Below are 26,200 nucleotides of genomic sequence, written 5' to 3' on the forward strand. Positions count from 1 at the left end.
TGTAACACGAGACTCTCCTTGCCTGGAAATTCCCGGCTTTGGGTTCTGGTTTAGAGCAAACTATTCGTGCGCGTATTGTATGCCATTCAGCGAGTTGATGCTGTCCTGCATAAGTTCCACCATTATTTCAGCGACAGGTTTGATTTCCTTAACTAAGCCAACCCCTTGTCCGGCGAGAAGCGGAAGATCGCTAATATCTCCTTCAGTGTCTGGAGTTGGTGGGTAGCTGGTAAAACGCCGCAGGGGGATTTCACCGACTGGCGTTTGCATGGTGGCGATGACAGGTTCGGTGTCAAGGTCTTGCGCTGCGTCATCTTCACGGCCGGCATAGGCTTTTACTAGGCCAGTATTTAGTACCCGCATGGGGTTAAACTCGGGCATGTCAGGGCCGTATATCGAGGTTAGGCAGGTGTCCAGGCTATTGGCTTCAAGCAGTTGTCTCTTATATTCTTTATGGGCGTTGGCTTCTGGCGATGCAATAAAACGGGTGCCAATCGAAACTCCTGCCGCTCCCAGTGCGAGCGCAGCCGCGATTTGATTTCCCTTGGATATTCCGCCTGCGGCCAATACCGGAATAGGAGCCACGGCGGCGACAATTTCGGGTAACAGGATGAAGAGCGGTAAGCCATCGTAATTATGACCACCGGCTTCGTTGCCTTGTGCGATAATGAAATCAGCTCCTAAGGCAGCGGCTTCCTGAGCTGCAGCTACTGAGCCAACCTGCATCCACACTTTTATCCCAGCATCTTTTAGCTGCTGAATGTAAACAGGCTCGGGCGCGCCCCAGTGAAAGGAGACAATCGGCACAGCCTGCTCAATGCAGAGCTGTATCTGTTCTGGTTGTACGAAGAGCGAAACAAAGTTAACGTTGAATGGTCGGTCTGTTTGATCCTTGATGGCCTGAATGGTGTTAAATAGGACATTCACAGGAAGTATTCCTGCTGCCAAGGATCCAATTCCACCAGCATTGCAAACGGCTATCGCAAGCGCGGGTGTCGAACCGACAAATGCCATGGGTGCTAGGGCAATAGGGTGTTCAACCTGATATTCTCGGGTTAGGGCTGTTATTATCTGTGGTGGCATGTGGGTTTCTACTTATGTGGGGTATTGTTGCAAGACCTTAGTTTAACTCGGCATCTTTCCAATACTTAGTGCCTTTCAAAGTTGCCTGCAGTGCTAAACCACTTTCGGTTAACTGGTAAACTGTGACATTATCAAACATTGCTTCACCGCCGACAGCGGCACCCTTGTCGCCCGCTTTTGCGGCGGCATCAGCCTGGCCACCAAAAGCCCAGCCCTGCTCAACAAACCGCTGCATGCTATCTTCCTTGTGGAAAACGAAGACCACACGAAAATCTTTAACGCCTGCGCCTAAACCAACGCCGACCTCGCCCATATTCATGTAGGTGTGTTTGCCTGTATGGTTGTTTTTGACTACGCCGTAGCCACCGCTGAAGCTGGCAAAAATAACGCTGATATTAGCGTTGCTGAACACGGCATAACCGGGCGCGGCGGCAATTTGAGCTTTGACGCTGGGTTTGATGGCATAAAGGTCTTGGAGTACGCCTTCTTTCATTTCAAGTACGGCGCGGCGTTTCTGCTCAGGGGGGTTGCTACCAGTGGTGACACACCCGCTAATGGCCAAAGCCAAACTGAGGATGAGTCCAATGCTGAAATTACGAGCTATGGTATTAGTCATATCGATTCTCTTGTTGCGTATTTAACAGTTAACTTGAAGCTGCGTTGCTTAAAAGATCTAGCCGTTTTAGCAGCCGGTATAAATTGCTACGGTTAATGCCTAATTCTCTCGCGGCAGCGGCAATATTGCCATGATTCTTTTCTAATCTCTCTGTGATGATTTCTTTTTGGAATTGTTCAGTGGCGTCCTTCAATGAAATCTGCTCCTGATTTATAGGCCGCTGAATGGGTTTTGGTACTCCACCAGCAGTCGATTCGTCCGGACTTAGGTCGAGGTGTTTTTGAGTGATCAAAATGGAGCGCGTCTCGCGCCCTTGCTCATTGATGGCCTTGAGAGCAGCGCGGCTTAATACGTGCTCTAATTCCCGAACATTACCGGGCCAGGCATATTGTTTAATAAGCTGTTTAGCCTCCAGTGACAGACGCAAGCCCTGTACGCCGAATCGCTTCTGGTTTTTTTCCAGAAAATAGCCAGAGAGCAACAAGGAGTCATTATCGCGTTCCTCAAGTCGGGGAACCTTCACCGGATATACGGATAATCGATGATAGAGGTCCGCGCGAAATCGACCTTTTGAAACCTCCAGATGAAGATCGCGGTTGGTCGCTGCCAGAATGCGCACATCGACCTTTATATGCTGATCACTGCCCACGCGTTGAATTTCTCCGCTCTGAATCGCCCGCAACATTTTGGCTTGAATCGTCAGGGGGAGTTCGCCGATTTCGTCCAGAAACAGCGTCCCGCTATTGGCAACTTCAAACTTGCCGAGGCGGTCAGAAGTTGCGCCAGTAAAGGAGCCTTTAATATGACCAAAGAGTTCGCTCTCGGCAATGCTTTCGGGTAATGCCGCGCAGTTCACATAGACGAGAGGTTTGTCGGCGCGTGCGGAGAGGGTATGGATTTGCCGTGCTACTAGCTCCTTGCCAACGCCGGTTTCACCCTGAATGAGTACGGTGAGGTCCGATTGTGAGACGATGGAAATTTCGTCCTTAAGCCGGTTCAATGCGGTGCTGTTGCCAATCATTTCTACCCGACTATCACCTTCGATCAGTGCAACCGCCAATTGCCGTTCTTGAATAACCCTGGCTTCCAGTGCGCCAATTCGTTGAGCGGCTTTAACCGTCGCTTCGGTCAGGCCTATAAAGGTGCGCAGTTCGATGGGGTCGATTTCGTCAAAAGTACCGGTTTTCATTGCGTCTAAGGTTAGGACGCCCCAGGGTTCGTCGTCTATGTAGAGGGAAACACCCATGCAATCATGTACATGCAAATGATGATCTTCAGTTTCCACCAAGCCGTCATAGGGGTCGGGCAGGTTTGAGTCAGCAGCGAAACGTACTGGTTCTCGTGAGTGTAGTAGCCGTGCCAACCTGGGGTGCTGATCGACCGCAAAGCGCCGGCCCATTGTGTCGTCGGCCAAACCCTCAATAGCTAACGGCAATAGCGTATTGCCATCCAGTTCCAGCAGCGCGGCAGCATCGCAGGGGAAGATGCTTTGCATAGCGTCGAGCAGGCGTTTATAGCGTATTTCGTCGGGAATATCCCGGGACAGATCAGCCACAATGGAAATAAGGTTTTGCGAAAACAAATAAGTTGTCATAAAGATAACCTATCGTGTCATAAAGATAACGGTTGGCTGTTATCAAAAAGACAACTATTTAAATTAAATTTATATATATCAGTAAGATAAAAATCTGGCACAAAATTTGTATAAGGGTTGCATACAATTAATATATTTCAATTTTTGCCCTAACCGGGCTAAAGGATAACAGTATGAAGCCGCAATTTCTGCAATTTTTAGTCTTTCCAGCACCAAATAAGAACAGAGTGTCGCAAAACCGACCAGTTCTCACAAAATAACCATCAAATATTGATTCTGTGAAGTAAGGAGAATTCCATGGCCGACCGCTTTACCAAAGGCATGGCGAGAAATATTTACTACGGGGGTGGCGTTTTTACATTCCTCCTGTTGTTGGGTTTAACCTTTGATACGATGCTTAAATTACCACAAAGAGATCACCGGGAAAATATTACCGAAGCGGTCGCTCGTGGTAAGGAGCTTTGGGAAAACAATAACTGCATCGGCTGCCATAGCCTAATGGGAGAAGGCGCCTATTATGCACCAGAACTGGCTAATGTGTTTGATCGCCGAGGTGGCGGTAACGAGCAGGCTTTCTTGGGTTTTATGGAAGGCTGGATGGCAGCACAGCCGTTGCAAATTGAAGGGCGACGTAAGATGCCGCAGTTCCATCTCAGCTCGGAGCAGGTGCAAGACCTGTCCGAATTTCTGATCTGGACATCAAGGATTGATGACAATAATTGGCCGCCAAATATTGAAGGTTAGCGGTCAACATTAAACTTTCGCTTAGCTGCGATGGGGCGTGCAGTAGTGCCGGTATTGGTTGGAAATGCTCGTTGAATGCTGCAAGAATCCCCGTATTTTTGACTAAATCAGCCTGCTTTGCGCTCCATCGCAGCTAAGCGAAAACCTTCAAATTGAGAGAGACGTAACAATGAAATTTGAATCACAAAAGGTCGCAAAACCTTATTTTATCTTTGCGCTAACGCTCTTTGTGGGGCAAATCCTATTTGGGTTAATCATGGGTTTGCAGTACGTAAATGGCGATTTTTTAACCAGCTATATTCCCTTTAATGTTGCCCGTATGGTGCATACCAACCTGTTGCTGGTCTGGCTGTTATTTGGCTTTATGGGAGCTTCTTACTATCTGGTTCCCGAAGAAAGTGATACTGAACTTTATAGCCCTTGGTTGGCGCGGGTTACCTTTTGGGTCTTTGCGGCGGCAGGTGTGGCAACGGTGCTAGGGTACCTGCTGGTGCCATATGCCAAATTGGCAGAGTTGACCTATAACCACCTGTTACCGACTATGGGCCGTGAGTTTCTGGAACAGCCCACCATTACCAAGATTGGTATTGTGCTGGTCTGCCTGTCCTATGTGTTTAACATCGGCATGACAATTCTTAAAGGCCGCAAAACCGTGATCAATATGGTGCTTATTACCGGCTTGATCGGTCTGGCAGTGTTTTTCCTATTCTCCTTCTATAATCCCGACAACCTGGTGCTGGACAAGTATTTCTGGTGGTGGGTTGTGCATTTGTGGGTTGAGGGCGTATGGGAATTGATTCTTGGCGCGATTCTGGCTTTTGTGGTGATTAAAGTGACCGGTGTTGACCGTGAGGTCGTTGAGAAATGGCTCTATGTGATTATCGCGTTGGCGTTAATTTCTGGTCTGATTGGGATGGGGCATCACTATTTCTGGATTGGCCCTGGTGTGTATTGGCTGTGGCTCGGTTCAATCTTCTCTGCTCTTGAGCCCGTCCCATTCTTTATGATGGTGATGTTTGCCTTCAAAATGGTTGGCGAGCGCAAATTCGAGCATCACAACAAAGTAGCCGTTAAGTGGGCACTTGGCACTACGGTTATGGGCTTTCTGGGTGCAGGCGTTTGGGGTTTTATTCACACGCTGGCGCCGGTCAACTACTTTACGCACGGTTCACAGCTCACTGCGGCCCACGGGCACTTAGCCTTCTTTGGTGCCTACGCGATGATCGTGCTGACCATTATTTCCTACGCGATGCCGATCTTACGCGGCAGGCCGCACGGTAATCCGTTATCCGCGCAACGCCTGGAAACCTTTGCCTTTTGGACTATGTGTATCAGTATGATCGGTATTACTTTGGCATTGACCGTTGCGGGAGCTTGGCAGGTGGCGATACAGCGTTTGCCGGAATCGGGCGAAGCCCTCAACTTTATGGCGACGCAGGACAGGATCGCACCAATATTCTGGGTAAGAGAAATTTTTGGGCTGGTCTTCCTGGTTGGTCTCGTCGCTTATTTGGCTAGCTTCTTTGTCGGTAGTGAAGCCACTGCTATTGAAGACCAGTCGCAGCTGTCGGATGCGACGGCGGCCTAGTGGGTTGGGGAATGGTGAACAGCTTACGGTTTAGGTTCCCCTGCTACAGGCTAAGAAATTAGTTGTAGGTACAGCTTTGCCCACATTATCGGGTGAAAGCTGAACCTACTGTATTAAAGAGGCTTAAAGAGTTTAATGGAAGAGTTTGTCGGTCAGCTTTGGCATCGGTTAGTCACGCGTCATTCGCAATCGGAGTATCTTGATGCACAAGTCAAGCTAAGCGAGGTGGCGCATCAACTGGCACCCTATTATCGTGCAATGGGGGGCGCTCCCGGCAAACTCATCGAGGGGACACCGGCACGGCGGATTAATACGCGCCGCCGCTTGCGTGATCAATTGGCGGGCACGCAAAAGCGTTTTCCTTTGAGCTGGCAGGACGAGCGCAGTCTGCGCTTACCGAAAAGTATCGCCTGTTTTCCGAGTCAGGAATTAAACGAGACGCTCTATTACTGGTTGACCGCGATGGCAGCGCATCAGCCGGTGATCCGACATTGGTTTTTGGATAATCAACAAGTCTGCCAGCAAATCCTGCAACGTTATCCCGGCTTAAAGCTGGTCTATGCGCAGCTGGTCGAGTCAGTTATCGATTTGCGTGATCAATGGTATCGTTTTGACGGGGCGGAACTGGAGCGTGAACAGGCTATCAGATCCGCTTTACTTAATCCGGGCAGTGTTGCTAATTTGCCGCGCGCGCCCCGCGAACCTTTGCCGGTGCCGCTTTGGTTATACCCGGAACCTTTGCATGCGGTAGCTATCGCGGCGGACGAAGTCTTGGATGACAAGTCCGAAAGCAACAGTGCTGGGCCACAGGATTTAAAACAGGCGGAGCGGAAAACAGCAACACGAATTGATGATTGCCGCGAAACCGATGGTTTGATGGTGTTTCAACTGGCCAGCCTGCTGAGTTGGACGGAGCAGGTGGCGGTTGATCGTTGTCAGGACGAAGACACGGATGATGACGGCAGCAAAGCAGTTGAGGATATTGATGTTATTAGCCTTGCACGGCAACGCCGCGCAGGTGCGGCCAAAGTAAAATTTGATTTGGATTTGCCTGCGGCGGAAAACGACGAATTGCCTTTGGGTGAGGGTATCCGGTTGCCGGAATGGGATTACCGCAAGTCAAAATTAATCGAAAACTATTGCCTACTACAACCATTTCTTGCAGATCAGACTGTTCCGGCGCAGGTACCCAACGCTTTAAAAAATAGCGCACGCTGCCTGCGTAACCGCTTCTCGATGTTGCGACCGCAACGACAATGGCAATGGCGCCAGCCAGTCGGTGATGAATTAGATTTGAGTGCTTATATCGATTCACTAACGCAACCTGAACAAAAAGTCGAAGGTCAGGATTTGTTCAAATCACGCGCTGCTGTGGGCAGAGAACTGTCCTGCTTGCTGTTGGCGGATCTTTCCATGTCTACTGATGTTGCGCTGACCGAACAGCAAAGGGTGATCGATGTGATTCGTGATACCTTGCTGCTGTTTGCCGAGGCCCTGAGTGGTTCGGGCGATCGCTTTGCCATCTATGGTTTTTCCTCGGTGAAAAATAAACAGGTGCGTTATCATCTGTTGAAGAATTTTGCCGAAGCCTATAGCGATCAAACCCGTGGCCGCATACTCGCTATTAAGCCGGGTTTTTACACCCGCATGGGAGCGGCGATCCGCCAATCCACAGCTATCCTCAAAATTCAAAAAACGCAACAGCGTTTGCTGCTTATCGTGTCCGACGGCAAGCCTAACGATATTGATCATTATGAAGGCCGCTACGGCGTTGAAGATACTCGTCAGGCAATTTTAGAAGCGAAACAGCAAGGGCTACTGCCCTTTTGTGTGACGGTGGACGATAAGGCTGGTGACTATCTTCCCTATCTGTTCGGTGCACAGGGCTACGCCATGGTGAGTGATGTGCAGCGATTGCCGCAATTATTACCGAAACTTTATTTAAATTTAACCGGTGCGATCAGTTAACCGCAGGTGTCAGTATGAACGAAACGATCAATTATTTAGCGCAAGGGCGAGAGATTGAAATTTTTAATCAAGCGGCCCAAAACGGCTTGCCAGTCCTACTTAAAGGGCCGACTGGTTGTGGTAAAACCCGCTTTGTTGAATACATGGCACAGCAGCTGGAGCGCCCTGTATACACTATCGCTTGTCATGATGACCTGACTGCTTCTGACCTGGTAGGACGGCATTTGATTGGCGCCGCAGGGACCTATTGGCAGGACGGCCCACTAACCAAAGCGGTTCGTGAAGGAGCCATCTGCTATCTGGATGAAGTGGTGGAAGCACGCAAAGATACTACGGTGGTTTTGCATCCTTTGGCAGATCACCGGCGCGTGTTACCACTGGAAAGAACCGGAGAGCTGTTGAAGGCGCATCCAGATTTTATGCTGGTGATTTCCTATAACCCTGGTTATCAGAATCTAATGAAAGGACTCAAGCCCAGCACCCGTCAGCGCTTTGTTGCACTGAGTTTTGATTACCCGAAGATAGCACTCGAAACAGAGATTGTCGCCCAAGAAAGCGGGGTGGAAACGGCATTGGCCCACCAGTTAGTGATGCTGGCGAACGATTTACGCAGGCTCAAAGAGCATGACTTGGAAGAGGCGGCGTCGACGCGCTTACTGATATATACCGCACTGATGATTAAATCTGGGCTGCCAGTAAAAGAAGCCTGCGTGGCCTGCATGGCGGAGCCGCTCACCGATGAATTGGAAACGCTGGCGGCGTTGAATAAGTTAATCGATGCCCACTTCTAAGGCAAATGTCTGTGGTCCTATGGAAGCGCTAATATGACTGGCTTGAATCAGGCGGTAGTTGCCGCGGCTTGGCCACAACCAACGTCAGGGGAAAGGGTTAAAAAAACGCCGGGCAATATCGCTATTTGGATATTGATCTATGCCGAGCTAACCGAATTTGCACTATTTTTCATCGTCTTCTTGGTAGTGCGTTCCCATAATCAGGATATTTTTGCAGTTGGGCCTAGTCAGCTCAATACGCTCGCTGGTGTACTCAATACGCTCGTGTTAATCAGCAGTAGCTATTTTATTGCGCGGGCGATTTCGAGCATTAAAGCAGGGCAGCGCGATGCCTGCCTGAAATGGCTATGGCTGACCTTGGCGGCGGGCGCTGGATACTGCGCCATCAAAGGCTGGGAGTACTATTGGAATCATAGTCAGGGCATCGATTCGAAAACCAATGTTTTCTTTTCGCTCTATTATTATCTGACGTTCAATCATTTGTTACACGTGCTGGTCGGTATGTGTACTATTTTGTTCGTAACTATTCGTACCCAGATGAATGCCTATGATGAGAAGAGTCACGAAGGCCTGGAAAGTGCGGCGAGTTATTGGCACATGATTGACCTGGCCTGGATTATTATTTTCCCATTGCTGTATGTGCTGTGTTAAAAGAGGTAAATCGAAGTGGCATCGTTGTTGCTAAAACTCCGCGAGCAGAATAAACAACTCACGCTGGTTTGGGGCCTGCTGTTGGCCCTTACTTTGTTCAGCGCGGCATTTGCGGAGCAGGGTGCTTCCGGCGCACTCCTGGTTGTTTTTGTCTGCATCTCCTTTGCCGTAAAAGGCTCGTTAGTGACAGAAAGACTGATGGGGCTTTATACGGCCATTGGGAATGCCCGTTGGTTGATGTTGGCATATTTTGTCGTCCTGCCTATTTTGATCGGGGGGGCGATTTTGTTTCCAGATTTGGTAGTACGGGTGACGACGCTTTAGTGAATATTATGCCTGGAATAGATCGATCATCAGGTATTCACATAATGATAAGGTGAAAACCGATGCCGACAATACCTGCCCCAACATAGCGCAGGAACTGAGCGCCATTGTTGAATTTTTTTGCAAAGACACCTATCAAAACGCCAGCGATATGAATACCGGCAGTCCCGACAACAAATCCGGATGCATATAGTACAGGCTTGGCCAAGTAGGGCATTTCAGAGCCATGTGCATGACCGTGAAAAATGGCGAAAAAGCCCACAAAGGTCATTGCCAATATTGGTGAGAGTTTCTTTTCGGCAACAAGTGCAAAGCCAAGAGCCAATACGGAAAAGGCGATGCCATGTTCAACGGAAACTAATTGTATACCCCGCATTCCCATTATCGCGCCAATTAACATAACAAATACAAAAGTAGCTGGAACGCTCCAAATAGCTCGTCCGCCCATTTGAGCACTTAAGATACCGACGCTGATCATAGCTAAGAGGTGATCCAATCCGAGCACCGGATGATTCAGGCCCGCCATAAACCCTCCACCGTAACCAGTTCCATGAGCGTAAGCTAAGCTTGGGAAAAGTAATCCAATCGTTAGTGGGGGTATGATCTTTTTCATCTGCTCTCCTTGGGTATCTAAGATATTCTAGGCGAAGTAATAAGAATTGCATGAAACTTTTTAGTTTGAAGCAAAATAAGACGGGCTTTGATGCCGCCCCGCATACAGCTGGCTCGTTATAAAAAATACTGAAATTATTTCAAGGGTTTTAAGTCATTTTCCCTGTGACAGCAGTTACTGTTACTCATTCGCCCAAGCAAATATACGACGTGTTTTTTTGTGTGTAGAATAGGGCGCTTATTTTGGTAATTAACGGGCGAACAGAAATCATATGGCTGACTATTTGATTGCACCCTCCATCCTTTCTGCGGACTTTGCGCGTTTAGGTGAAGAAGTCGATACGGTGCTTGCGGCGGGCGCTGATATCGTGCACTTTGATGTGATGGACAACCATTACGTGCCTAATCTTACGATCGGTCCGATGGTGTGCGAAGCGCTGCGCAAATACGGCATCACTGCCTCGATTGACGTCCATTTGATGGTCAAACCCGTGGACCGAATTATTGGTGATTTTATCGATGCGGGGGCTTCCTATATAACCTTTCACCCGGAAGCTTCGGAACATATTGATCGCTCGTTGCAACTGATTCGCGATGGCGGCTGTAAAGCCGGTTTGGCGTTGAATCCGGCGACCTCTTTGAGCTGTCTTGAGGAGGTGATGGATAAGCTAGATATGATTCTGCTGATGTCCGTAAACCCTGGCTTTGGTGGACAAAAATTTATCCCCGGTACCTACAAAAAAATTCAGCGGGTACGTGAACTGATTGCTGCCAGCGGTTTGGATATCCGACTCGAGGTCGATGGTGGTATCGGTGTTAATAATATTGCCGAGGTTGCTAAAGCCGGCGCAGATACTTTCGTTGCCGGATCAGCGATCTTTGGGAGCGGCGATTATCAGCAAACGATACAAAATATGCGTGACGCGCTCGCCCAAGTGAGTTAATTATTGCCCGTAACAAGTACCCGTCGATCGACGTTAAAGTAACAAGGAATACGTTTTCTGATGACCCCCGAATATTTTGCCCAGCTCACTACCGAGGGCTATAACCGCATACCCATTACGCGCACAGTGCTGGCGGATTTGGACACACCCTTAAGTTCCTACCTGAAGTTGGCGTCTGGTCCCTACTCCTATATGTTTGAGTCGGTACAGGGCGGTGAAAAATGGGGGCGTTATTCGATTATTGGTTTGCCTTGTCGTACGGTCATAAAAGTACGGGGCTATCAAATCAGTGTTGAAACCGATGGCGAATTGGTGGAATCGCTAGAGCATGCCGATCCATTTGAGTTTGTGAAGGAATTTCAGGCGCGATACCGGGTGGCTCAGCTCGATGATAGTCCACGTTATAATGGTGGTTTGGCTGGTTATTTCGGTTATGACACGGTGCGTTATATCGAGCCGCGTCTCAAGGCGTCAATGCCACAGGATAAGATAGGGAATCCGGACATTGTGTTGATGTTGTCGGATGAGGTGTTGGTGTTCGATAACCTGGCAGGCACCCTGAGTCTTATTATTCATGTCGATCCGGCAGTACCGGATGCTTATCAGCTGGCACAACAACGGCTGGATTATCTAGTCTCGAAGTTGCCGGAACCTTCGCCTTTGCTGGCGGAAATTAATTTGGATGTAGTGAATATGGCAGCGGATAAACTGCCGATCAGCGAAAGCGAATTTAAGTCGGATTTCACCCAACCCGAATACGAAGCCGCAGTAGAAAAAATTAAAGAGTACGCACTATCGGGAGATATCATGCAGGTGGTGCCTTCACAGCGGATGACTATTCCCTTCGAAGCAGAGCCGATTAACCTTTATCGAGCCCTTAGAAACCTTAATCCTTCACCCTATATGTTTTATCTGAACCTGGGTGATTTTTATGTGGTGGGGGCCTCACCGGAAGTGCTAACGCGGGTTGAGAATGGTGAAATCACAGTGCGGCCTATTGCCGGCACTCGGCGGCGCGGCAAAACGGAAGCGGATGATCTGGCTATGGAGCAGGATTTATTGAGCGATCCGAAGGAAATTGCCGAGCATTTAATGTTAATTGATCTGGGCCGCAATGATGTTGGCCGTGTCGCCAAAACGGGTAGCGTCCGGGTCACGGATAAGATGGTGGTAGAGCGTTACTCTCATGTCATGCACATTGTTTCTAATGTAGTTGGTGAGATTAAACCGGGGCTATCGGCGATTGATGTGTTACGGGCAACTATCCCAGCGGGTACGCTTAGCGGTGCGCCGAAGATTCGTGCGATGGAAATTATCGATGAGGTCGAGCCGGTCAAGCGCGGTGTATACGGCGGCGCGGTAGGCTATATTTCCTGGCAAGATAATATGGATACCTGCATCGCCATCCGTACGGCGGTAATCAAAGATAAAATGCTTTATGTCCAGGCCGGTGGCGGTGTGGTGGCGGATTCGGTACCAAAACTGGAATGGAAAGAGACCATGAATAAGGCGCGCGCCATGTTTCGTGCGGTCGCGATGGCGCATACGGAAACAGAAAGTAACGATAATGTGGGACAGGGTTAGTTTATGTTACTAATGATCGATAACTATGACTCCTTCACCTACAATGTGGTGCAATATTTGGGCGAGCTGGGTGCAGACGTGCAGGTTTACCGTAATGATGAGATAACCATCGCCGAGATAGAAGGTCTGAACCCGGAACGTATTGTAATCTCGCCCGGCCCCTGTACGCCCAACGAAGCGGGCATATCCGTTGCCACGATTGAACACTTTGCGGGTAAAAAACCGATCCTGGGTATTTGTCTGGGACATCAATCCATTGGTCAAGCTTTTGGCGGTAAAATTGTTCGTGCCCGCCAGGTGATGCATGGCAAAACATCAATGATTCATCATCGAAATCAAGGCGTCTTTAAGGATTTGAAAAACCCCTTTGAAGCAACACGTTATCATTCGTTAGTCATTGAAAAGGTAAGCCTACCGGACTGTTTGGAAGTCACTGCTTGGACGGCCAATGCCGATGGATCGATAGATGAAATTATGGGGGTTCGCCATAAATCCTTGGCGATTGAAGGCGTGCAGTTTCATCCTGAATCGATACTGACTGAGCACGGACATGATCTGCTCAGAAACTTTATAACGAACTCTCCTTAGTTAGTATGAATATTCAAACGGCGATTGGTCAACTGGTCGACAGGCAAAACCTGACGGCGAAACAGATAGCTGAGGTGATGCGTCAGATTTTGTCAGGCCAAGCGAGCGAGCCACAGATTGCCGGGTTCCTGGTGGCATTGCGCATGAAGGGTGAAACCCTGGATGAAATTCTGGGTACGGTCAGCGTGATGCGAGAGCTGGTCACACCCGTTACAGTCAGGGGTGATCATTTGGTTGATATTGTCGGCACTGGCGGCGATGGCGCCAATCTGTTTAACGTCTCCAGCGCCAGTGCTTTTGTTGCCGCAGCGGCGGGTGCAAAGGTTGCCAAGCATGGTAATCATTCGGTTTCCAGTTCTAGCGGCAGTGCAGATCTGTTGCAGGCAGCGGGAATTAATATTCAATTAACACCGGAGCAGGTGGCGCGTTGTATCGAAGAAGTGGGCGTCGGCTTTATGTATGCCCCCGCACATCATGGCGCAATGCGCTATGCAGCGGCTCCGCGTAAAGCTCTGGGTATTCGCACGCTATTTAATATGGTCGGGCCGATGACGAATCCAGCCGGGGTGGTCAATCAGGTCATTGGGGTATTCGACAAAAAATTATGTTTGCCGGTTACCCAGGTACTACAGCAGTTGGGAAGTGAACATGTGTTAGTGGTACATTCCCATGATGGTCTTGATGAAATCAGTCTGGCACAACCCACTCATGTGGTTGAGCTCTATCAAGGAAAGATTAAAGAATATGAGATTGCGCCCGAAGACTTTGGTATAACGAGCCATAGTTTGTCTGGACTTTGTGTCGATAGCTCAAGTCAGTCGCTGGCGCTGATCTATAGTGCGTTGGAGCAAGAAGAGTCGGAGGTGGCGCAAAAGGCCGCCGATCTAATTGCGTTAAATGCGGGCGCGGCGATCTATGCGGCAGGCGTCGCGAGTGATTTGGCGCAAGGTGTGGTGATGGCGCAGGACGCGATAGGCGGCGGCTTGGCCCGGGAAAAGATACGAGAATTAGTCAGTTTTTCTGATTGTTTCGAGAGTGCGTAAGAAAGTTAGCGTACATCAGTAGTGTAGCCAGGAGTTATATCATGGGAATCAAATTACCAATGGCGGTTTTGTTGGCGTTTAGCTTAACGGGATGCCAGCAAGCTTATTACAACACGATGGAGAAGTTTGGCGTGCATAAGCGCGAAATTCTGGTCGATCGGGTTGAGGAGGCGCGCGACAGTCAAATCGAAACACAGGAACAGTTCAAGTCTGCTTTGGAGCGATTCAGCGAAGTGGTCAATTTTGATGGTGGCGACCTGGAAAAGCAGTATGAAGCGCTCAATGATGAATATGAAAAAAGTGAAAAGAAGGCTGCGGTGGTACATGACCATATTGAAGCGGTAGATGATGTCGCCAATGCTTTGTTTGAAGAATGGGAAGCGGAGCTGGAAGAATATAGCAGCGATAAATACAAGGGTATGAAACAGCGTGAACTGGCAGAAGCAAAAAAACGCTACGCAGGATTGATTAAGGCCATGCGCAAGGCGGAGTCAAAAATTGCACCTGTGCTAGCGGCATTTAAGGATCAAGTGCTCTTTTTAAAACATAGTCTTAACGCAAAAGCGGTGGCGTCATTGAAAAGTGAATTGGTGAGTGTGCGTGCTGATGTGTCGCGCTTGGTGCGGGAAATGCAAAAGTCGATTGATGCGTCCAATGCCTATATTGAATCGCTCAGTAATTGAACTAGTTGGGGTGTTGGAGAGGGTTGAATGGCTATAAGCTATGATATTGATCCGAAGAGTAATATCGTGTTTGTGCGAATTTACGATGTCATCAATATTAGAGATATTAAAGAGACGCTGGATGAAGTTCAAAATGATCCCAATGTGGCGAGTAAAATAACAGCACTGATTGACGCGAGAGAGATTCGTCGGGCATTTTTCGTGCGCGAAATGGACGCCTTAGTGGAGGTGTTCGCTGGGCAGACAGCGGCCTTTGTCGAACGTTACGCTTTTATTATTGGCAACGATATCGCCATGGGGGTCGGCAGAAAATTCCATATTAAAGCAATGCGCGCCGGTTTGAAATTAGCGATTTTCAGGGATCATGCGGCAGCCTTAGGATGGTTTCGCAAAGAAGCCGAAACCTGTGCCTGATCATCTGCTTTACTACGCCTATGGCTCCAATTTACACCCCGCACGGCTGGCTGCGCGTATTCCCTCTAGCCGCTTCTTGGGTATCGCCCTGCTACCAAACTATCAGCTAGCCTTTCACAAAAGAGGTGCAGATGGGTCGGCTAAATGTAATGCTTTGTTTAGTGGTAATCCAGAGCATCAATTACCGGGTGCGCTATTTCAAATGCGGGCTGCGGAGAAACCTACTCTGGATGAGATTGAAGGTCTTGGATACCGCGTCGATACGCTTAGTGTTTGCTTGGCCGGAGAGATGCTTTCGGCATTTGCCTATATTGCCGAAGATGATTATATCGACCCTCAGCTTAAACCTTATCACTGGTATAAAGAACTGGTGTATCTTGGTGCTCTATACCATGCCTTTCCGGCGCACCTTATCGAACAAATAGCCCGAGTTGAGTCAATTCAGGATGAAGATATCGAGCGTCATCAAAAAAATGAGCAGTTACTTACCTGCATGCGTTAAAGTGCTGTGTTTGCTGACCTTGTTGCTGGTTAGTCTTGCCTGTGATTTACAAAGGCAGTCATCGATACAAAGCCTAGTGGATGCGCAACAAAGGCTTGAACAGTTCGTAATACTTCCCCCCGCTAATTGGCAAACAGCAAGCATCAAACGATTGCAACGGTTGTGCAATGATTCTGAGGTGATGGCTTTGTTGGTTGACTGGGCGTTGTCACACCCACAATCTTTTACGGTATTGCTCGCTCATCTTGATGAGCAAAGTTTCCGGCAAAGCTTTGTCCAGCAAGTTGTTGGGCAGGGTAAAAGCTTTGTTTTTATGGAGCGGTATTCTGAATTAAAGACGGTAGATATTGTGGCGCTACTGAACGCTATTACGGAGCTAGAGCAGCAGGATCATCGTACTAAGGTAACTGCTCACCAGTTCTCACTGACGGACTCCTTAGAGCGTGTCGCCAGCTTTGTGGGTGAGTATGGGGGAGTGCGCTGGGAGGGTGCTGCTTTCCTGTTAGCGCAAAGTGAATGTCAGTTGGGGTTGGCGACTGCCGGACATAATGTGATCGACGCCGATGGAACTATGCGAGCGCCGTTGGCGGAGTTAAGCATTCGCTTGAGGGGCGAACAGCTTACCCTGGTAGAGGTGTTGCCTATCCAATCGCCTACGCAGCCAGAGCAGGATTGGACACTGCTAATTGCGGATAAACTTTACTGTGGCAAAGATTACACTGAGTCTTCATTTCAGGCTGTCAGCACTAGCGCGCTACCGGAGGCGGGTTTAGCGGTGAGTCTCTATTGTTATCATCAGAGTGATCAGGACGTTATGCCATCGCTCTATCAAGAGCAGTGCCGAATTTACCCAACAAATGCGGGAGTGTTGGACTATTATGCGGGCAGGGTAACCGCTCAGTTAGGTATACATAGCTGTATTTCTGAGCCGGGGTCTTCCGGATGTCCGATATTGTTTCAGAACGAACTGAACACCTATTTTCTAGGTACACAGATTGAGCGGGACGCGACTACCGGAGCTGGTATAGCCCGTTTACTCAGCGATGAATTTGCACAAGCATTAGTGACTTTGCGTGAACGCTTTGCGCAGGATGACCTGGCCTATCGCCTAACACCGCTAGGGCGGATTAGTGCGCAGGGGTATTAAGCGGCAGCCCACGGACGAAAGTGTTTTCGTCATGTACGCTAGGGAATTTATTGATAGCCGTAGTTCAAAAGGATACCGATGAATATAATCATGCCGACCCAATGATTATGTAGAAACGCCCGAAAACAAAGGCTACGTTCCCTATCCTTCATTAGGTACTGGTGATAAAGGAAAATCAGACTAACCAAAACTAGACTGGCATAGAACCAGTGCCCCATATTTAGTTGATAACCAGTTGCCGCGAGTGCTGTCAGTGTCAGTAGCTGCAAGATTCCAATAATTAACTTATCGGCTTCTCCAAATAGAATGGCAGTGGATTTGACGCCAATTCTTAGGTCATCATCACGATCTACCATTGCGTAGATGGTGTCATATACCACAGTCCATAACACGTTCGCCGTATAAACCAACCAGGCAATTAGGGGAACGGCGTTGGTCTCGGCGGCAAACGCCATAGGGATTGACATAGAAAATGCTGCCCCCAGCACCACCTGCGGTAAGTAGGTGTAGCGCTTCATAAAGGGATAGGTCGCAGTGAGTAGGATGGCAATAAATGACAGTCCTATGGTTAGGGTATTGGTTAACAGCACCAAATAAAGTGACGTTGCCACCAGCACTGCGAAGAGGATGCTAGCTTCAGCGACGGAAACTTTGCCCGTGGTTAATGGGCGTTCACGTGTACGTTCTACCTGGTGATCAATTTTGCGGTCGGCAAAATCGTTAATGATGCAACCAGCGGCGCGCATACAGATCACGCCAAGCACAAAAATAATGAGTACCCGCTCGCTGGGAAAGCCATCCGCCGCAATCCATAACGCCCAGAGGGTCGGCCAAAGTAACAGGTAAGTACCAATGGGTTTGTCTAAACGCATAAGGCGGGCATAATCGCCTAGCTGGTTTTTTAAGGATGACGATAGAGTCATAACAGTTCTTATATTTTATTGGCGTCGCCGCAAATTATAACTGATGTTGTTCCATATGCGCCTTTAACGCGGGCAAAAAAATCTCGGTTACAAGAATTGGCATTTGTTGTACATAAAATAGTGAGCGACGGCCCCAAAGAGTTGAATCAGCAAGAGACTGTTCCGGCGAACCAATAGGGTAATTTCTCATGGAGGCGATCTCAAATAGAGTTCTTTTCAGGCTGGGATCTTTAAATAACAGACTCCCTAGAGATTTATTACCGAGGTTTCTCAAATAACCCAGGCTGCCGGATAGCGTGCTGAGCGGGAATACGCTGCGTGCGTGCACCCAGGCTTCTTTGTGGCACACGAGTTGAACTTCTCTTACCAGCGCTATCTGTCCCGGTTTGATTCTTAGCCGTGTCGCTTCGGACAAATGAGGTCGTAGCCAGCCTTGCTGTGTTACCCGCACAAAAAAATTACCTTCCGTGGCGCGGACTAAGCGTTCGGTAAGAGAGCCCCGGTCTAAAAGCCATGACCGCCAAAACGGATCGAGACCAATGCCAGGAACTCTTTTATAACTACGCCAATGAGTCAATGCGAAAGGAGAGGGACTTTTCAATGGAGGTACACAACCATGGTCGGCCAATTAAAGCCGGGCATTATAAAGAGCTTCTATTGAGTTGTCTCGCGGCTGTCGAAGAGTGCTAGCTGGTGAACACAGACGTCATGGCGTCTATTTCAACGGATGAACTAAAAAGTTCTTCGATGACCTGCTCAATACTGGAAGGGGTAAGCCCCAGTCGTTCATAAAGTTGAACGGGAATGATGCTTGCCGGGCTATCGCCAATACCTTTAGCCGCCAGCAATCGCTGGGCGATAAAACACAGATTGGCATAAATATGGTGCTCGCCTTGGTAGTCGGCAACCTGCTGAAACCGTAACGCTGTAGAAATTTCATCCGGCAGGTTCCAGTATTGCATCAATTGGCCACTCATTTGATCACGGCATATACCCAGCAAATAGGTTTCAATAAGGCTAGGATGAAGGTGGCGGTTAACTTCCTGATAGCGGCATAGCTGAATAAAATGAGATTTAAAAACGTGCGTAAGAATTAAATAACCAAAATTGTTCAGCAGTCCGGCAATATAGCAAAGCCCCGATGCTACTCGGTTTTCGGGAGGAAGGTGGCGGTTTAGTTTTTCCATTGCGATAGCGCAATAAATCGATTGTCGCCAGAAAGCGGATGCTCCTCTTGGGCACTCCTTGGGTACCTGTAAAGTTTTCCCCACCGCTAATCCCATTGCTAAACTCATCACTAGCTCAAAGCCCAACACGCGTATGATCGCATCGCGAATCGAGCGAACCCTACCTGGCGCAGAATAATAGGGGGAGGCGGCCCAACCGACCACTTGTGCGGTAAGACTGGGATCCTGCTCAACGATAGCGACCAGTTCATCAGCCTCGGCATTAGGGTTCGCACTAAGGCTAATCACTTTTTGTGCGGTGTGCGATAAAGGCGGGATATCTAAGGTTTCGCTGAGATTTTTTGCTATTTTGCGGGAGGTATAGCTGCGAATGGCTTTATGTAACTGTTCGGAATCCGACTCCGGCTGTTCCAGGTTGAGCTCTAATTTTTCAAGTGGAAGATCAGCACTGATAATTTCATGGCCGGATACTAATTTTTTGAAATCGCTGTCTGAAACCAGCAGGTACGTGCCCTTTATACCGCACGGGAGATATATTTTCTCTGCCTCGAATAATCCCGAGTCTACTAACACCCGGTAGTCGGATGCTTGAGGAAGGGCCGTAAACACATCTAGTTTTTTCGAATCAATTAACCTTCTCTCAAATTCGGGCGTTACTGCCGTGACTGCCTGATTGATCTGCTCAATGATCATGTCGAGACGACAAAGGGAACTGGCGGAAGTAATCAGCTGAATTTTTTCGTTGGCAGACTGCAGGAACGATACCCTGGCAAGTTGAGTAAGACGAGAATTAGCACGCTGCAAGCGTGCTGCCAATAAATCGTCGTGGTACTTTTCAAGACTGTATTGAATGCCTAAATTTTCAAGTTTATTGGCAATATTCCCTGGAATATCCAAACTTCCAACCTCTCTGTTCGAAGTAACTGATGATCAGTTCAAGTTTAGCTTATTTTTTATTATTCACGCACAAGTTATATGGGTTATTTCCTATGCTTAGACCTGTCCATATTCTTTGTCCGAGGCCAACCAGCGCTGAATTAGGGTTGTTATTGTAGATGACTTTTCATGCATCACCCGTTGTGCGCATTCATGCGCGATAGGTATTAAGCCTTGGTCACGCTGAAGGTCGGCGATTTTAAACTGCATTATGCCGGTTTGGCGTGTTCCTAACACTTCACCAGGGCCGCGTAATTCGAGGTCTTTTTCAGCAATAACAAAGCCGTCCTGGGATTGGCGCATGATGGCTAGGCGCTGTTTGCTGTCTTGGCTAAGTGCAGCGGAGTACATGAGAACGCAATAGCTCTGTTCACGACCACGTCCAACCCGGCCACGTAACTGGTGCAGTTGCGCTAGCCCTAAGCGCTCTGGGTTTTCAATAATCATCAGACTGGCGTTGGGCACGTCCACGCCAACTTCAATGACGGTAGTCGCTACCAAAACATGAATTTCTCCGGCTGCAAATTGTTGCATCATAGTGGTTTTTTCGTCAGCTTTTAAACGCCCGTGAATTAATCCAATGTGCAGCTCCGGCAGTACTTTGCGTAATAGTTCCGCAGTTGCTTGTGCTGCTTGACATTGCAGCACCTCCGACTCCTCAATCAGCGTGCAAACCCAGTAAACCTGCCGTCCTTGAGTGCAGGCATTACGAACACGATCAATAACCTGTTGGCGACGGGCATCGCTAATTAGCAAGGTTTCAATAGGTAGTCGGCCTGGCGGTAGTTCGTCGATAACCGAAATATCCAGGTCGGCATAGGCGCACATGGCTAAGGTGCGTGGAATCGGGGTTGCGGTCATAATAAGCTGATGAGGAACCAATCGGCGGGCAACACCTTTTTCCCTCAACGCTAAACGCTGGTGTACACCAAAACGATGTTGTTCGTCGATAATGACCAACCCCAGTTGCTTGAAATGAACGTCCTTCTGAAATAACGCGTGTGTACCGATAATGATATTAGCCATGCCGTTGCTGACAATTTCCTGTTGTTCGCGCCGTAATTTGGCACTCTGTTTACCGCTAAGCCAGGCGATACGCAGAGCAAGCGGTTCCATCCATTGCTGAAAGTTTTTAAAGTGCTGCTCCGCTAATATTTCTGTCGGTGCCATCAGTGCAACCTGATATCCGGTGGCGACGGCCTGGAGCGCAGACATTGCGGCCACCAGAGTTTTACCGGACCCCACATCCCCTTGTAATAGACGCAACATCGGTTGTGCTATGGCTAGGTCGGCTGCGATTTCTTGAATGACGCGTTGTTGAGCAGTGGTTAATTGAAAGGGTAGCGAGGCTAATAGCTGGTGCGCAAAATTATTTTTTATTGGAAACTGGGGTGCCCTGAGTGCGCGGACCTTGCGTCTAACACGAAGCAAACTAAGCTGATGTGCCACCAGTTCCTCAAGCGCCAATTTTTGTTGTAAAGGATGGCGACGCTGCTCAAGTAACTGTTTGTCCCTCTCCGAAATCTCCTGTACGGGAGGTTGATGAAGAAAATGGATAGTCTGGGCGATACCCAGGGAGGGGAAACGGCTAGTATCGGTTAAGGGTAGCAATTCCTCTAGTGTGCCCTGTTGATCCAGCAGCCCTAGCGACTGTTGGGCTAGCTGGCGCAGCTTGTTTTGACTAATACCTTCGGTGGTTGGATAAATGGGGGTCAAGTATTGCTCGAGTTGGTCGGCTTCATTGGTGTTATGGCTGTCACTTAATCGCTGATACTCTGGGTGATAGAGTTCCAGCCCAGTAATACCTCGACGTACTTCACCAAAGCAGCGGATTTTGGCGCCCCGCTGCAATTGGTTTTTTTGCGCGCTGGAAAAATGAAAAAATCGTAAACTGGTGACACCGCTATTGTCTTCGATTCGGCACAGTAAGCTACGGCGCTTACCACGCACCGTATCACTGATGAGAACGGTACCTTCAATCAGCACCTCCATGCCGTCGCGTAAAGCGCCGATGGGTGTAATACGAGTGCGGTCTTGGTAGCGACTAGGCAAATGGAATAGCATATCCTGTACGCTAAAAATGTTTAGCCGCTCTAATCTCATGGCGGTGCTTGGTCCGACCCCGTTCAATTGCGAAATGAGTATCTGACTCAGAGACGGCGCAGCAGTCATGGTTAAAACTTTAGAATAACTGACAGGCTCGGATCGCCTGATTGAGTACATCGATGACCTGTGGGCGGGTAAAACTTGTGCGCCAGGCCAGGGCAACAGTGCGTTTTGGCGACGGGGCCGTAAATGGGCGGGTAGTGAGTAATCCTGCCGCATAGCTGTTATCTCCGGCTGCCATTTGCGGCAGGACGGTAATGCCCATTCCAGAGGCTACCATATGACGCAAGGTTTCGAGGGAGCTACCTTCGGTGATACTCGCCGCATCCTTCGATTCTCCGTATTTGTGCTGAATGTTTGGGCAGGCCTGTAATACCTGGTCCCGAAAGCAATGGCCTTCCCCCAAGAGCAACAACTGCTCCGCATTCAGTGCTTCGCAGGCAACTGTTGCTTCCGCTGATAAGGCATGGCTTGGCGGAAGCAAGAGCACAAAGGGTTCATCGTAAAGCGTTTGTGTCAATACGTCCTGCTCAGTAAAGGGTAACGAGATAATAATCACATCCAGTTCGCCCAACCTGAGTTTTTCCCGCAATTTTGCCGTGTAGTTCTCTTCGATGTAGAGCGGCATTTCCGGTGCGAGCTTTTGTAATTGTGGAATAATGTGAGGAAAGAGGTACGGGCCGATGGTGAAAATAGCCCCGAGTTTCAGAGAACCTTTGAGTGGATCTTGGTTTGCTTGCGCGAGGGCCTGCAAGATATCGGCTTCACCCAATACCCGTTCGGCTTGTTTTACAATTTGTTGCCCCTGCGGTGTCAGATGGACTGTGTTTTTAAGGCGCTCGAAAAGCGGCACCCCCAGTTCTTCCTCCAATTTCTTGACGGCGATACTGAGTGTGGGCTGTGTGACATGACAATATTCAGCAGCACGCCCGAAATGTTTTAATCGGGCGAGTGATACGAGATAACGTAGTTCTGTCAGGGTCACTGATCGGATGCCTTAAACAGGTGACTATTATTCGCTGAGCACTAGGATCGCGTCCATTTCAACCAACGAGTCTTTGGGTAGACTGTTGATGCCAATGGCGGCGCGGGCCGGATAAGGCTGACTGAAATATTTTGCCATGGTTTCATTGACGAGCGCGAAGTGACTTAGATCGGTGAGGAAAATATTAAGCTTAACAATATCCTTCAATCCACCGCCCGAAGCTTCTGCGACTGCTGATAAATTTTTAAACACTTGCTCGATTTGGTTTTCAATACCAACGGCCAGCGTCATCGTACTTGGATCCAGCGGAATTTGGCCTGAAAGATAAACGGTATTTCCGGCTTTGACTGCCTGCGAATAGGTGCCGATGGCTGCTGGTGCGTTTGAGGTTGAAATGACAGAACGATTGCTCATTATGACTCCTTGATAATAGAGGGTAATTGATTGTTTTAGTTGCGGGCTCGTGAAATTCGGTTGACCGCATTATTGTTGCGGATTCTACGCATCACCCGTGCCAAGTGAAGGCGGTCTTTAACATATAATTCCATATGGAGAAGACTCAACCTGGCATCTTTTTCTTCGATACTGATTTTTTCAATATTGGCGTCTGCAGCGGTCACCAGAGTCGCAATACTGGCGACGATACCTCTTTGGTTAATCACTTCAATGCGCAGAGCGACATTGAATTCACCCACCACTTTATCATCCCAGTTGACCAGTACACATTTTTCCGGATTATTTCTGTATTCCTTAATATTGCGGCACGTTTCACGGTGAATGACCATGCCCTTGCCGACACTGAGGTGGCCAATTATAGGATCACCGGGGATGGGATGACAGCATTTGGCAAAACTTACCACCATGCCTTCAGTGCCTTGGATGGTGAAATTCGATGAGGATTTTTGTTTTGATGAGGTTCCCTGATGGCCATCAACGAGCAAGCGTGCTATCGCGTAAGCCATACGATCACCTAGCCCGATATCAGCATAGATATCTTGCATTGAGGAAGCACCGGGACTTTGTAATATTTTCCCGATTTGTTCCTCGGTAAGGTTTTCGAGCGCAACATTCATGTCCAGCAATGCTTTACTTAATAGCCGTTTGCCTAACGCAATTGCCTCAGAATGTTTTTGGTGTTTGAGGAAGTGGCGAATACCGCTGCGGGCTTTACCGGTGATGACGAAGTTAAGCCAAGCGAGATTGGGGCGAGCGCTCGGTGCGGTAATAATCTCGACGGTTTGGCCGCTTTGCAATGGCGTGCTCAGTGGTGCTAGTCGACGGTTAATACGACAGGCAACGCAGGTATTACCGATATCCGTGTGTACGGCATAGGCAAAATCAACCGGTGTAGCGCCAAGTGGTACCTCCAAAATTTTTCCCTTTGGGGTAAATACGTAAACCTCATGTGGGAACAGTTCAGTCTTAACGTTTTCAATAAATTCAAGGGAGTTACCGGCGCGTTGCTGCATTTCCAGCAAATCCTTTACCCATTGTCGGGCGCGCACATGGTTATGATCAGTATCCCCGTTACTTTTATAGAGCCAATGGGCGGCGATGCCATTGTTGCCCATTTCTTCCATTTCGCGGGTGCGAATCTGAATCTCTATGGGTACGCCGTGCATGCCGAAAAGTGTTGTGTGCAGGGACTGGTAGCCGTTGCCCTTGGGAATTGCAATATAATCCTTGAAGCGACCTTCCACCGGCTTATAGAGATTGTGTACAGCCCCTAGAATACGATAACAGTCATCCACCGTGTCGGTAATGATACGAAACGCATAGACATCCATAATGTCATTAAAGGATTTGCCGCGTGCTCGCATTTTTTGATAAATACCATGAAGATGTTTTTCACGACCTATCACCCGACCCGGCAAACCCTCTTGTTCTAAACAGTCGGAGAGCGCAGTTTGAATTTGACTGAGAATCTCTTTGCGATTGCCCCGGGCTTTTTTGACGGCCTGCTGAATGCGCTCGGCGCGCATTGGGTGCAGTGCTTTGAAACCTAGCTCCTCCAACTCTATGCGAACGTTATTCATACCAAGGCGGTTCGCAATTGGCGCATAAAGATCGAGTGTTTCGCGGGCTATGCGGCGGCGTTTTTCAGGGTTCAACGCATTTAGCGTACGCATATTATGCAGCCGGTCTCCCAGTTTAATCAGGATGACACGAATATCTTCCGCCATAGCGAGCGCCATTTTCTGGAAATTTTCCGCCTGCGCTTCGGCGATGGTTTCAAACTCCAAATGGGTTAATTTACTAACCCCGTCCACCAGCTCGGCCACTGTCGTATTAAACTGTTTCGCCAGTGCTGCCTTACTAACACCCGTATCCTCAATGACATCATGGAGCAATGCGGCCATCAAACTTTGATGATCCATCTGCATTTCGGCAAGAATTTTGGCGACCGCGAGAGGGTGAGTGATGTAGGGATCGCCTGATTGGCGGAGCTGACCATCGTGCGCCTGCTCGGCATAATAGTAGGCATGCTTCACCTGATCAATTTGATCAGGCTCAAGATAGCTGATTAGTTGGTCTGAAAACTCTAAGATTGACAGCAAGGCCCGCTCCGAAAACAAATAGCATACGTGAAGCCCAGACTCAGGCTTTAGCAACTATGACATGAAACTATCAAAGGGTGGCGGAATTTGCTAGAGGCAAGCGAGATTATTTAGGGCTGCTGGTTCAAATCTCGACAGCGCCGTTTCAATTATCGGTAAACGGCGCCAGAAAAGCGGATATGATGGGAGTGTTAAGTGAGTTATTCCTCTTCCTGATCGGAATCATTAACTTCATCGGCTTCGTCGATATCTGTTTGCGCTAGCACTTGCGATAGTTCTAAATCAATATCCGCGTCAACAGGGCTGACTTTTTCTTCGAAGACATCCATTTCATATTCGTCGTCATCGAATTTGTTGGATTGCTTCAGCAGTGCCGGGGTTATCAAGCCTTCGGCAATTTCACGTAAAGCGATTACCGTAGGTTTATCGCTGTCTTCCTTGACCAACGGTGTTTTGCCACCGGTCGCTATTTGACGCGCTCTCTTGGTGGCCAGCATTACCAGTTCAAAACGATTTTCAACGTTACCCAAACAATCTTCTACAGTGATACGCGCCATACTTTAATTACCTTGGAGGTGTGATTCAGTTATCCGCCCAATTGGGAGGTTCCCAAATTAGGGCGGCAAGTT

General features: G+C 48.7%; 26 protein-coding genes. 14 read left to right on the forward strand and 12 right to left on the reverse strand.

Annotated features, from left to right (window positions below; genetic code table 11):
• Positions 1–60 precede the first annotated feature (60 nt).
• Genes H6995_00830 through norR form a run of 3 tightly spaced genes read right to left on the reverse strand, consistent with a single transcriptional unit; the run spans position 61 to position 3,293 of the window.
• On the reverse strand, positions 61–1,083 hold the full coding sequence (locus H6995_00830; protein MCP5213541.1) for a nitronate monooxygenase: 1,023 nt from the start codon (positions 1,081–1,083) through the stop codon (positions 61–63).
• Between the two features lie 37 nt (positions 1,084–1,120).
• Positions 1,121–1,699, reverse strand: coding sequence for a hypothetical protein (locus H6995_00835; GenBank protein MCP5213542.1), 579 nt, complete (start codon positions 1,697–1,699; stop codon positions 1,121–1,123).
• A 28-nt stretch (positions 1,700–1,727) separates the two neighbouring features.
• Positions 1,728–3,293 carry a nitric oxide reductase transcriptional regulator NorR gene (gene norR / locus H6995_00840; protein ID MCP5213543.1) on the reverse strand — a complete coding sequence of 522 codons (1,566 nt, stop codon included), beginning with the start codon at positions 3,291–3,293 and terminating at the stop codon, positions 1,728–1,730.
• Positions 3,294–3,590: 297 nt separating this feature from the next.
• On the opposite strand from norR, the gene H6995_00845 reads away from it, so the two are divergent.
• The 6 genes from H6995_00845 (at position 3,591) to H6995_00870 (ending at position 9,359) form a co-directional block, all read left to right on the forward strand.
• Positions 3,591–4,037: a cytochrome c gene (locus H6995_00845; protein ID MCP5213544.1), complete on the forward strand. Its 447-nt coding sequence runs from the start codon at positions 3,591–3,593 to the stop codon at positions 4,035–4,037.
• A gap of 169 nt (positions 4,038–4,206) precedes the next feature.
• The gene (locus H6995_00850) at positions 4,207–5,625 is read left to right on the forward strand and encodes a cbb3-type cytochrome c oxidase subunit I (protein ID MCP5213545.1); all 1,419 of its coding nucleotides are present in this window, start codon (positions 4,207–4,209) and stop codon (positions 5,623–5,625) included.
• Between the two features lie 135 nt (positions 5,626–5,760).
• Positions 5,761–7,593 (forward strand): nitric oxide reductase activation protein NorD, encoded by a 1,833-nt coding sequence (locus H6995_00855; protein ID MCP5213546.1) that lies wholly within the window; start codon positions 5,761–5,763, stop codon positions 7,591–7,593.
• A 14-nt stretch (positions 7,594–7,607) separates the two neighbouring features.
• On the forward strand, positions 7,608–8,384 hold the full coding sequence (locus tag H6995_00860; GenBank protein ID MCP5213547.1) for a CbbQ/NirQ/NorQ/GpvN family protein: 777 nt from the start codon (positions 7,608–7,610) through the stop codon (positions 8,382–8,384).
• Between the two features lie 33 nt (positions 8,385–8,417).
• The gene (locus H6995_00865) at positions 8,418–9,035 is read left to right on the forward strand and encodes a cytochrome c oxidase subunit 3 family protein (protein ID MCP5213548.1); all 618 of its coding nucleotides are present in this window, start codon (positions 8,418–8,420) and stop codon (positions 9,033–9,035) included.
• Positions 9,036–9,050: 15 nt separating this feature from the next.
• The gene (locus H6995_00870) at positions 9,051–9,359 is read left to right on the forward strand and encodes a hypothetical protein (GenBank protein MCP5213549.1); all 309 of its coding nucleotides are present in this window, start codon (positions 9,051–9,053) and stop codon (positions 9,357–9,359) included.
• Between the two features lie 37 nt (positions 9,360–9,396).
• On the opposite strand, the gene H6995_00875 is transcribed toward H6995_00870, so the two are convergent.
• A complete protein-coding gene (locus H6995_00875) occupies positions 9,397–9,972 on the reverse strand; it encodes a HupE/UreJ family protein (GenBank protein ID MCP5213550.1) in 576 nt (191 codons plus the stop codon).
• 271 nt (positions 9,973–10,243) lie between these two features.
• Here H6995_00875 and rpe point away from each other — a divergent pair, with 271 nt between their 5' ends.
• From rpe to H6995_00915, 8 genes are read left to right on the forward strand one after another with little or no spacing between them, the layout of a single operon-like run.
• Complete coding sequence (gene rpe, locus H6995_00880; GenBank protein ID MCP5213551.1) at positions 10,244–10,915, forward strand: ribulose-phosphate 3-epimerase; 672 nt, start codon at positions 10,244–10,246, stop codon at positions 10,913–10,915.
• A 60-nt stretch (positions 10,916–10,975) separates the two neighbouring features.
• Positions 10,976–12,499, forward strand: coding sequence for an anthranilate synthase component I (locus tag H6995_00885; GenBank protein ID MCP5213552.1), 1,524 nt, complete (start codon positions 10,976–10,978; stop codon positions 12,497–12,499).
• A 3-nt stretch (positions 12,500–12,502) separates the two neighbouring features.
• The gene (locus tag H6995_00890) at positions 12,503–13,087 is read left to right on the forward strand and encodes an aminodeoxychorismate/anthranilate synthase component II (GenBank protein ID MCP5213553.1); all 585 of its coding nucleotides are present in this window, start codon (positions 12,503–12,505) and stop codon (positions 13,085–13,087) included.
• Between the two features lie 5 nt (positions 13,088–13,092).
• Positions 13,093–14,130, forward strand: coding sequence for an anthranilate phosphoribosyltransferase (gene trpD, locus H6995_00895; protein MCP5213554.1), 1,038 nt, complete (start codon positions 13,093–13,095; stop codon positions 14,128–14,130).
• A 41-nt stretch (positions 14,131–14,171) separates the two neighbouring features.
• Positions 14,172–14,813, forward strand: coding sequence for a DUF2959 domain-containing protein (locus tag H6995_00900; GenBank protein MCP5213555.1), 642 nt, complete (start codon positions 14,172–14,174; stop codon positions 14,811–14,813).
• Between the two features lie 27 nt (positions 14,814–14,840).
• Positions 14,841–15,227: a hypothetical protein gene (locus H6995_00905; GenBank protein MCP5213556.1), complete on the forward strand. Its 387-nt coding sequence runs from the start codon at positions 14,841–14,843 to the stop codon at positions 15,225–15,227.
• On the forward strand, positions 15,220–15,729 hold the full coding sequence (locus H6995_00910; protein MCP5213557.1) for a gamma-glutamylcyclotransferase: 510 nt from the start codon (positions 15,220–15,222) through the stop codon (positions 15,727–15,729). The genes H6995_00905 and H6995_00910 overlap by 8 nt, the downstream gene beginning before the upstream one ends.
• The gene (locus tag H6995_00915; protein MCP5213558.1) at positions 15,701–16,876 is read left to right on the forward strand and encodes a hypothetical protein; all 1,176 of its coding nucleotides are present in this window, start codon (positions 15,701–15,703) and stop codon (positions 16,874–16,876) included. The genes H6995_00910 and H6995_00915 overlap by 29 nt, the downstream gene beginning before the upstream one ends.
• A gap of 47 nt (positions 16,877–16,923) precedes the next feature.
• Here the strand turns inward: H6995_00915 and ubiA are convergent, their stop codons facing one another.
• The 8 genes from ubiA to rpoZ all read right to left on the reverse strand — a co-directional run bounded on the left by ubiA (position 16,924) and on the right by rpoZ (position 26,128).
• On the reverse strand, positions 16,924–17,799 hold the full coding sequence (ubiA, locus tag H6995_00920) for a 4-hydroxybenzoate octaprenyltransferase (GenBank protein MCP5213559.1): 876 nt from the start codon (positions 17,797–17,799) through the stop codon (positions 16,924–16,926).
• 34 nt (positions 17,800–17,833) lie between these two features.
• Positions 17,834–18,400, reverse strand: coding sequence for a chorismate lyase (locus H6995_00925; GenBank protein ID MCP5213560.1), 567 nt, complete (start codon positions 18,398–18,400; stop codon positions 17,834–17,836).
• 85 nt (positions 18,401–18,485) lie between these two features.
• A complete protein-coding gene (locus tag H6995_00930) occupies positions 18,486–19,883 on the reverse strand; it encodes an HDOD domain-containing protein (protein ID MCP5213561.1) in 1,398 nt (465 codons plus the stop codon).
• Between the two features lie 96 nt (positions 19,884–19,979).
• Entirely contained in the window at positions 19,980–22,094 is a 2,115-nt protein-coding gene (recG, locus tag H6995_00935) for an ATP-dependent DNA helicase RecG (GenBank protein ID MCP5213562.1), read from the reverse strand.
• 10 nt (positions 22,095–22,104) lie between these two features.
• Entirely contained in the window at positions 22,105–23,013 is a 909-nt protein-coding gene (locus H6995_00940; GenBank protein ID MCP5213563.1) for a hydrogen peroxide-inducible genes activator, read from the reverse strand.
• Between the two features lie 27 nt (positions 23,014–23,040).
• Entirely contained in the window at positions 23,041–23,427 is a 387-nt protein-coding gene (locus H6995_00945) for a RidA family protein (GenBank protein MCP5213564.1), read from the reverse strand.
• A gap of 35 nt (positions 23,428–23,462) precedes the next feature.
• On the reverse strand, positions 23,463–25,571 hold the full coding sequence (gene spoT, locus H6995_00950; protein ID MCP5213565.1) for a bifunctional GTP diphosphokinase/guanosine-3',5'-bis pyrophosphate 3'-pyrophosphohydrolase: 2,109 nt from the start codon (positions 25,569–25,571) through the stop codon (positions 23,463–23,465).
• 200 nt (positions 25,572–25,771) lie between these two features.
• A complete protein-coding gene (gene rpoZ / locus H6995_00955) occupies positions 25,772–26,128 on the reverse strand; it encodes a DNA-directed RNA polymerase subunit omega (protein ID MCP5213566.1) in 357 nt (118 codons plus the stop codon).
• Between the last annotated feature and the right edge of the window lie 72 nt (positions 26,129–26,200).

The organism is Pseudomonadales bacterium (genome assembly GCA_024234615.1).
In the GTDB taxonomy this organism is placed as follows: Bacteria; Pseudomonadota; Gammaproteobacteria; order Pseudomonadales; family IMCC2047; genus JAJFKB01.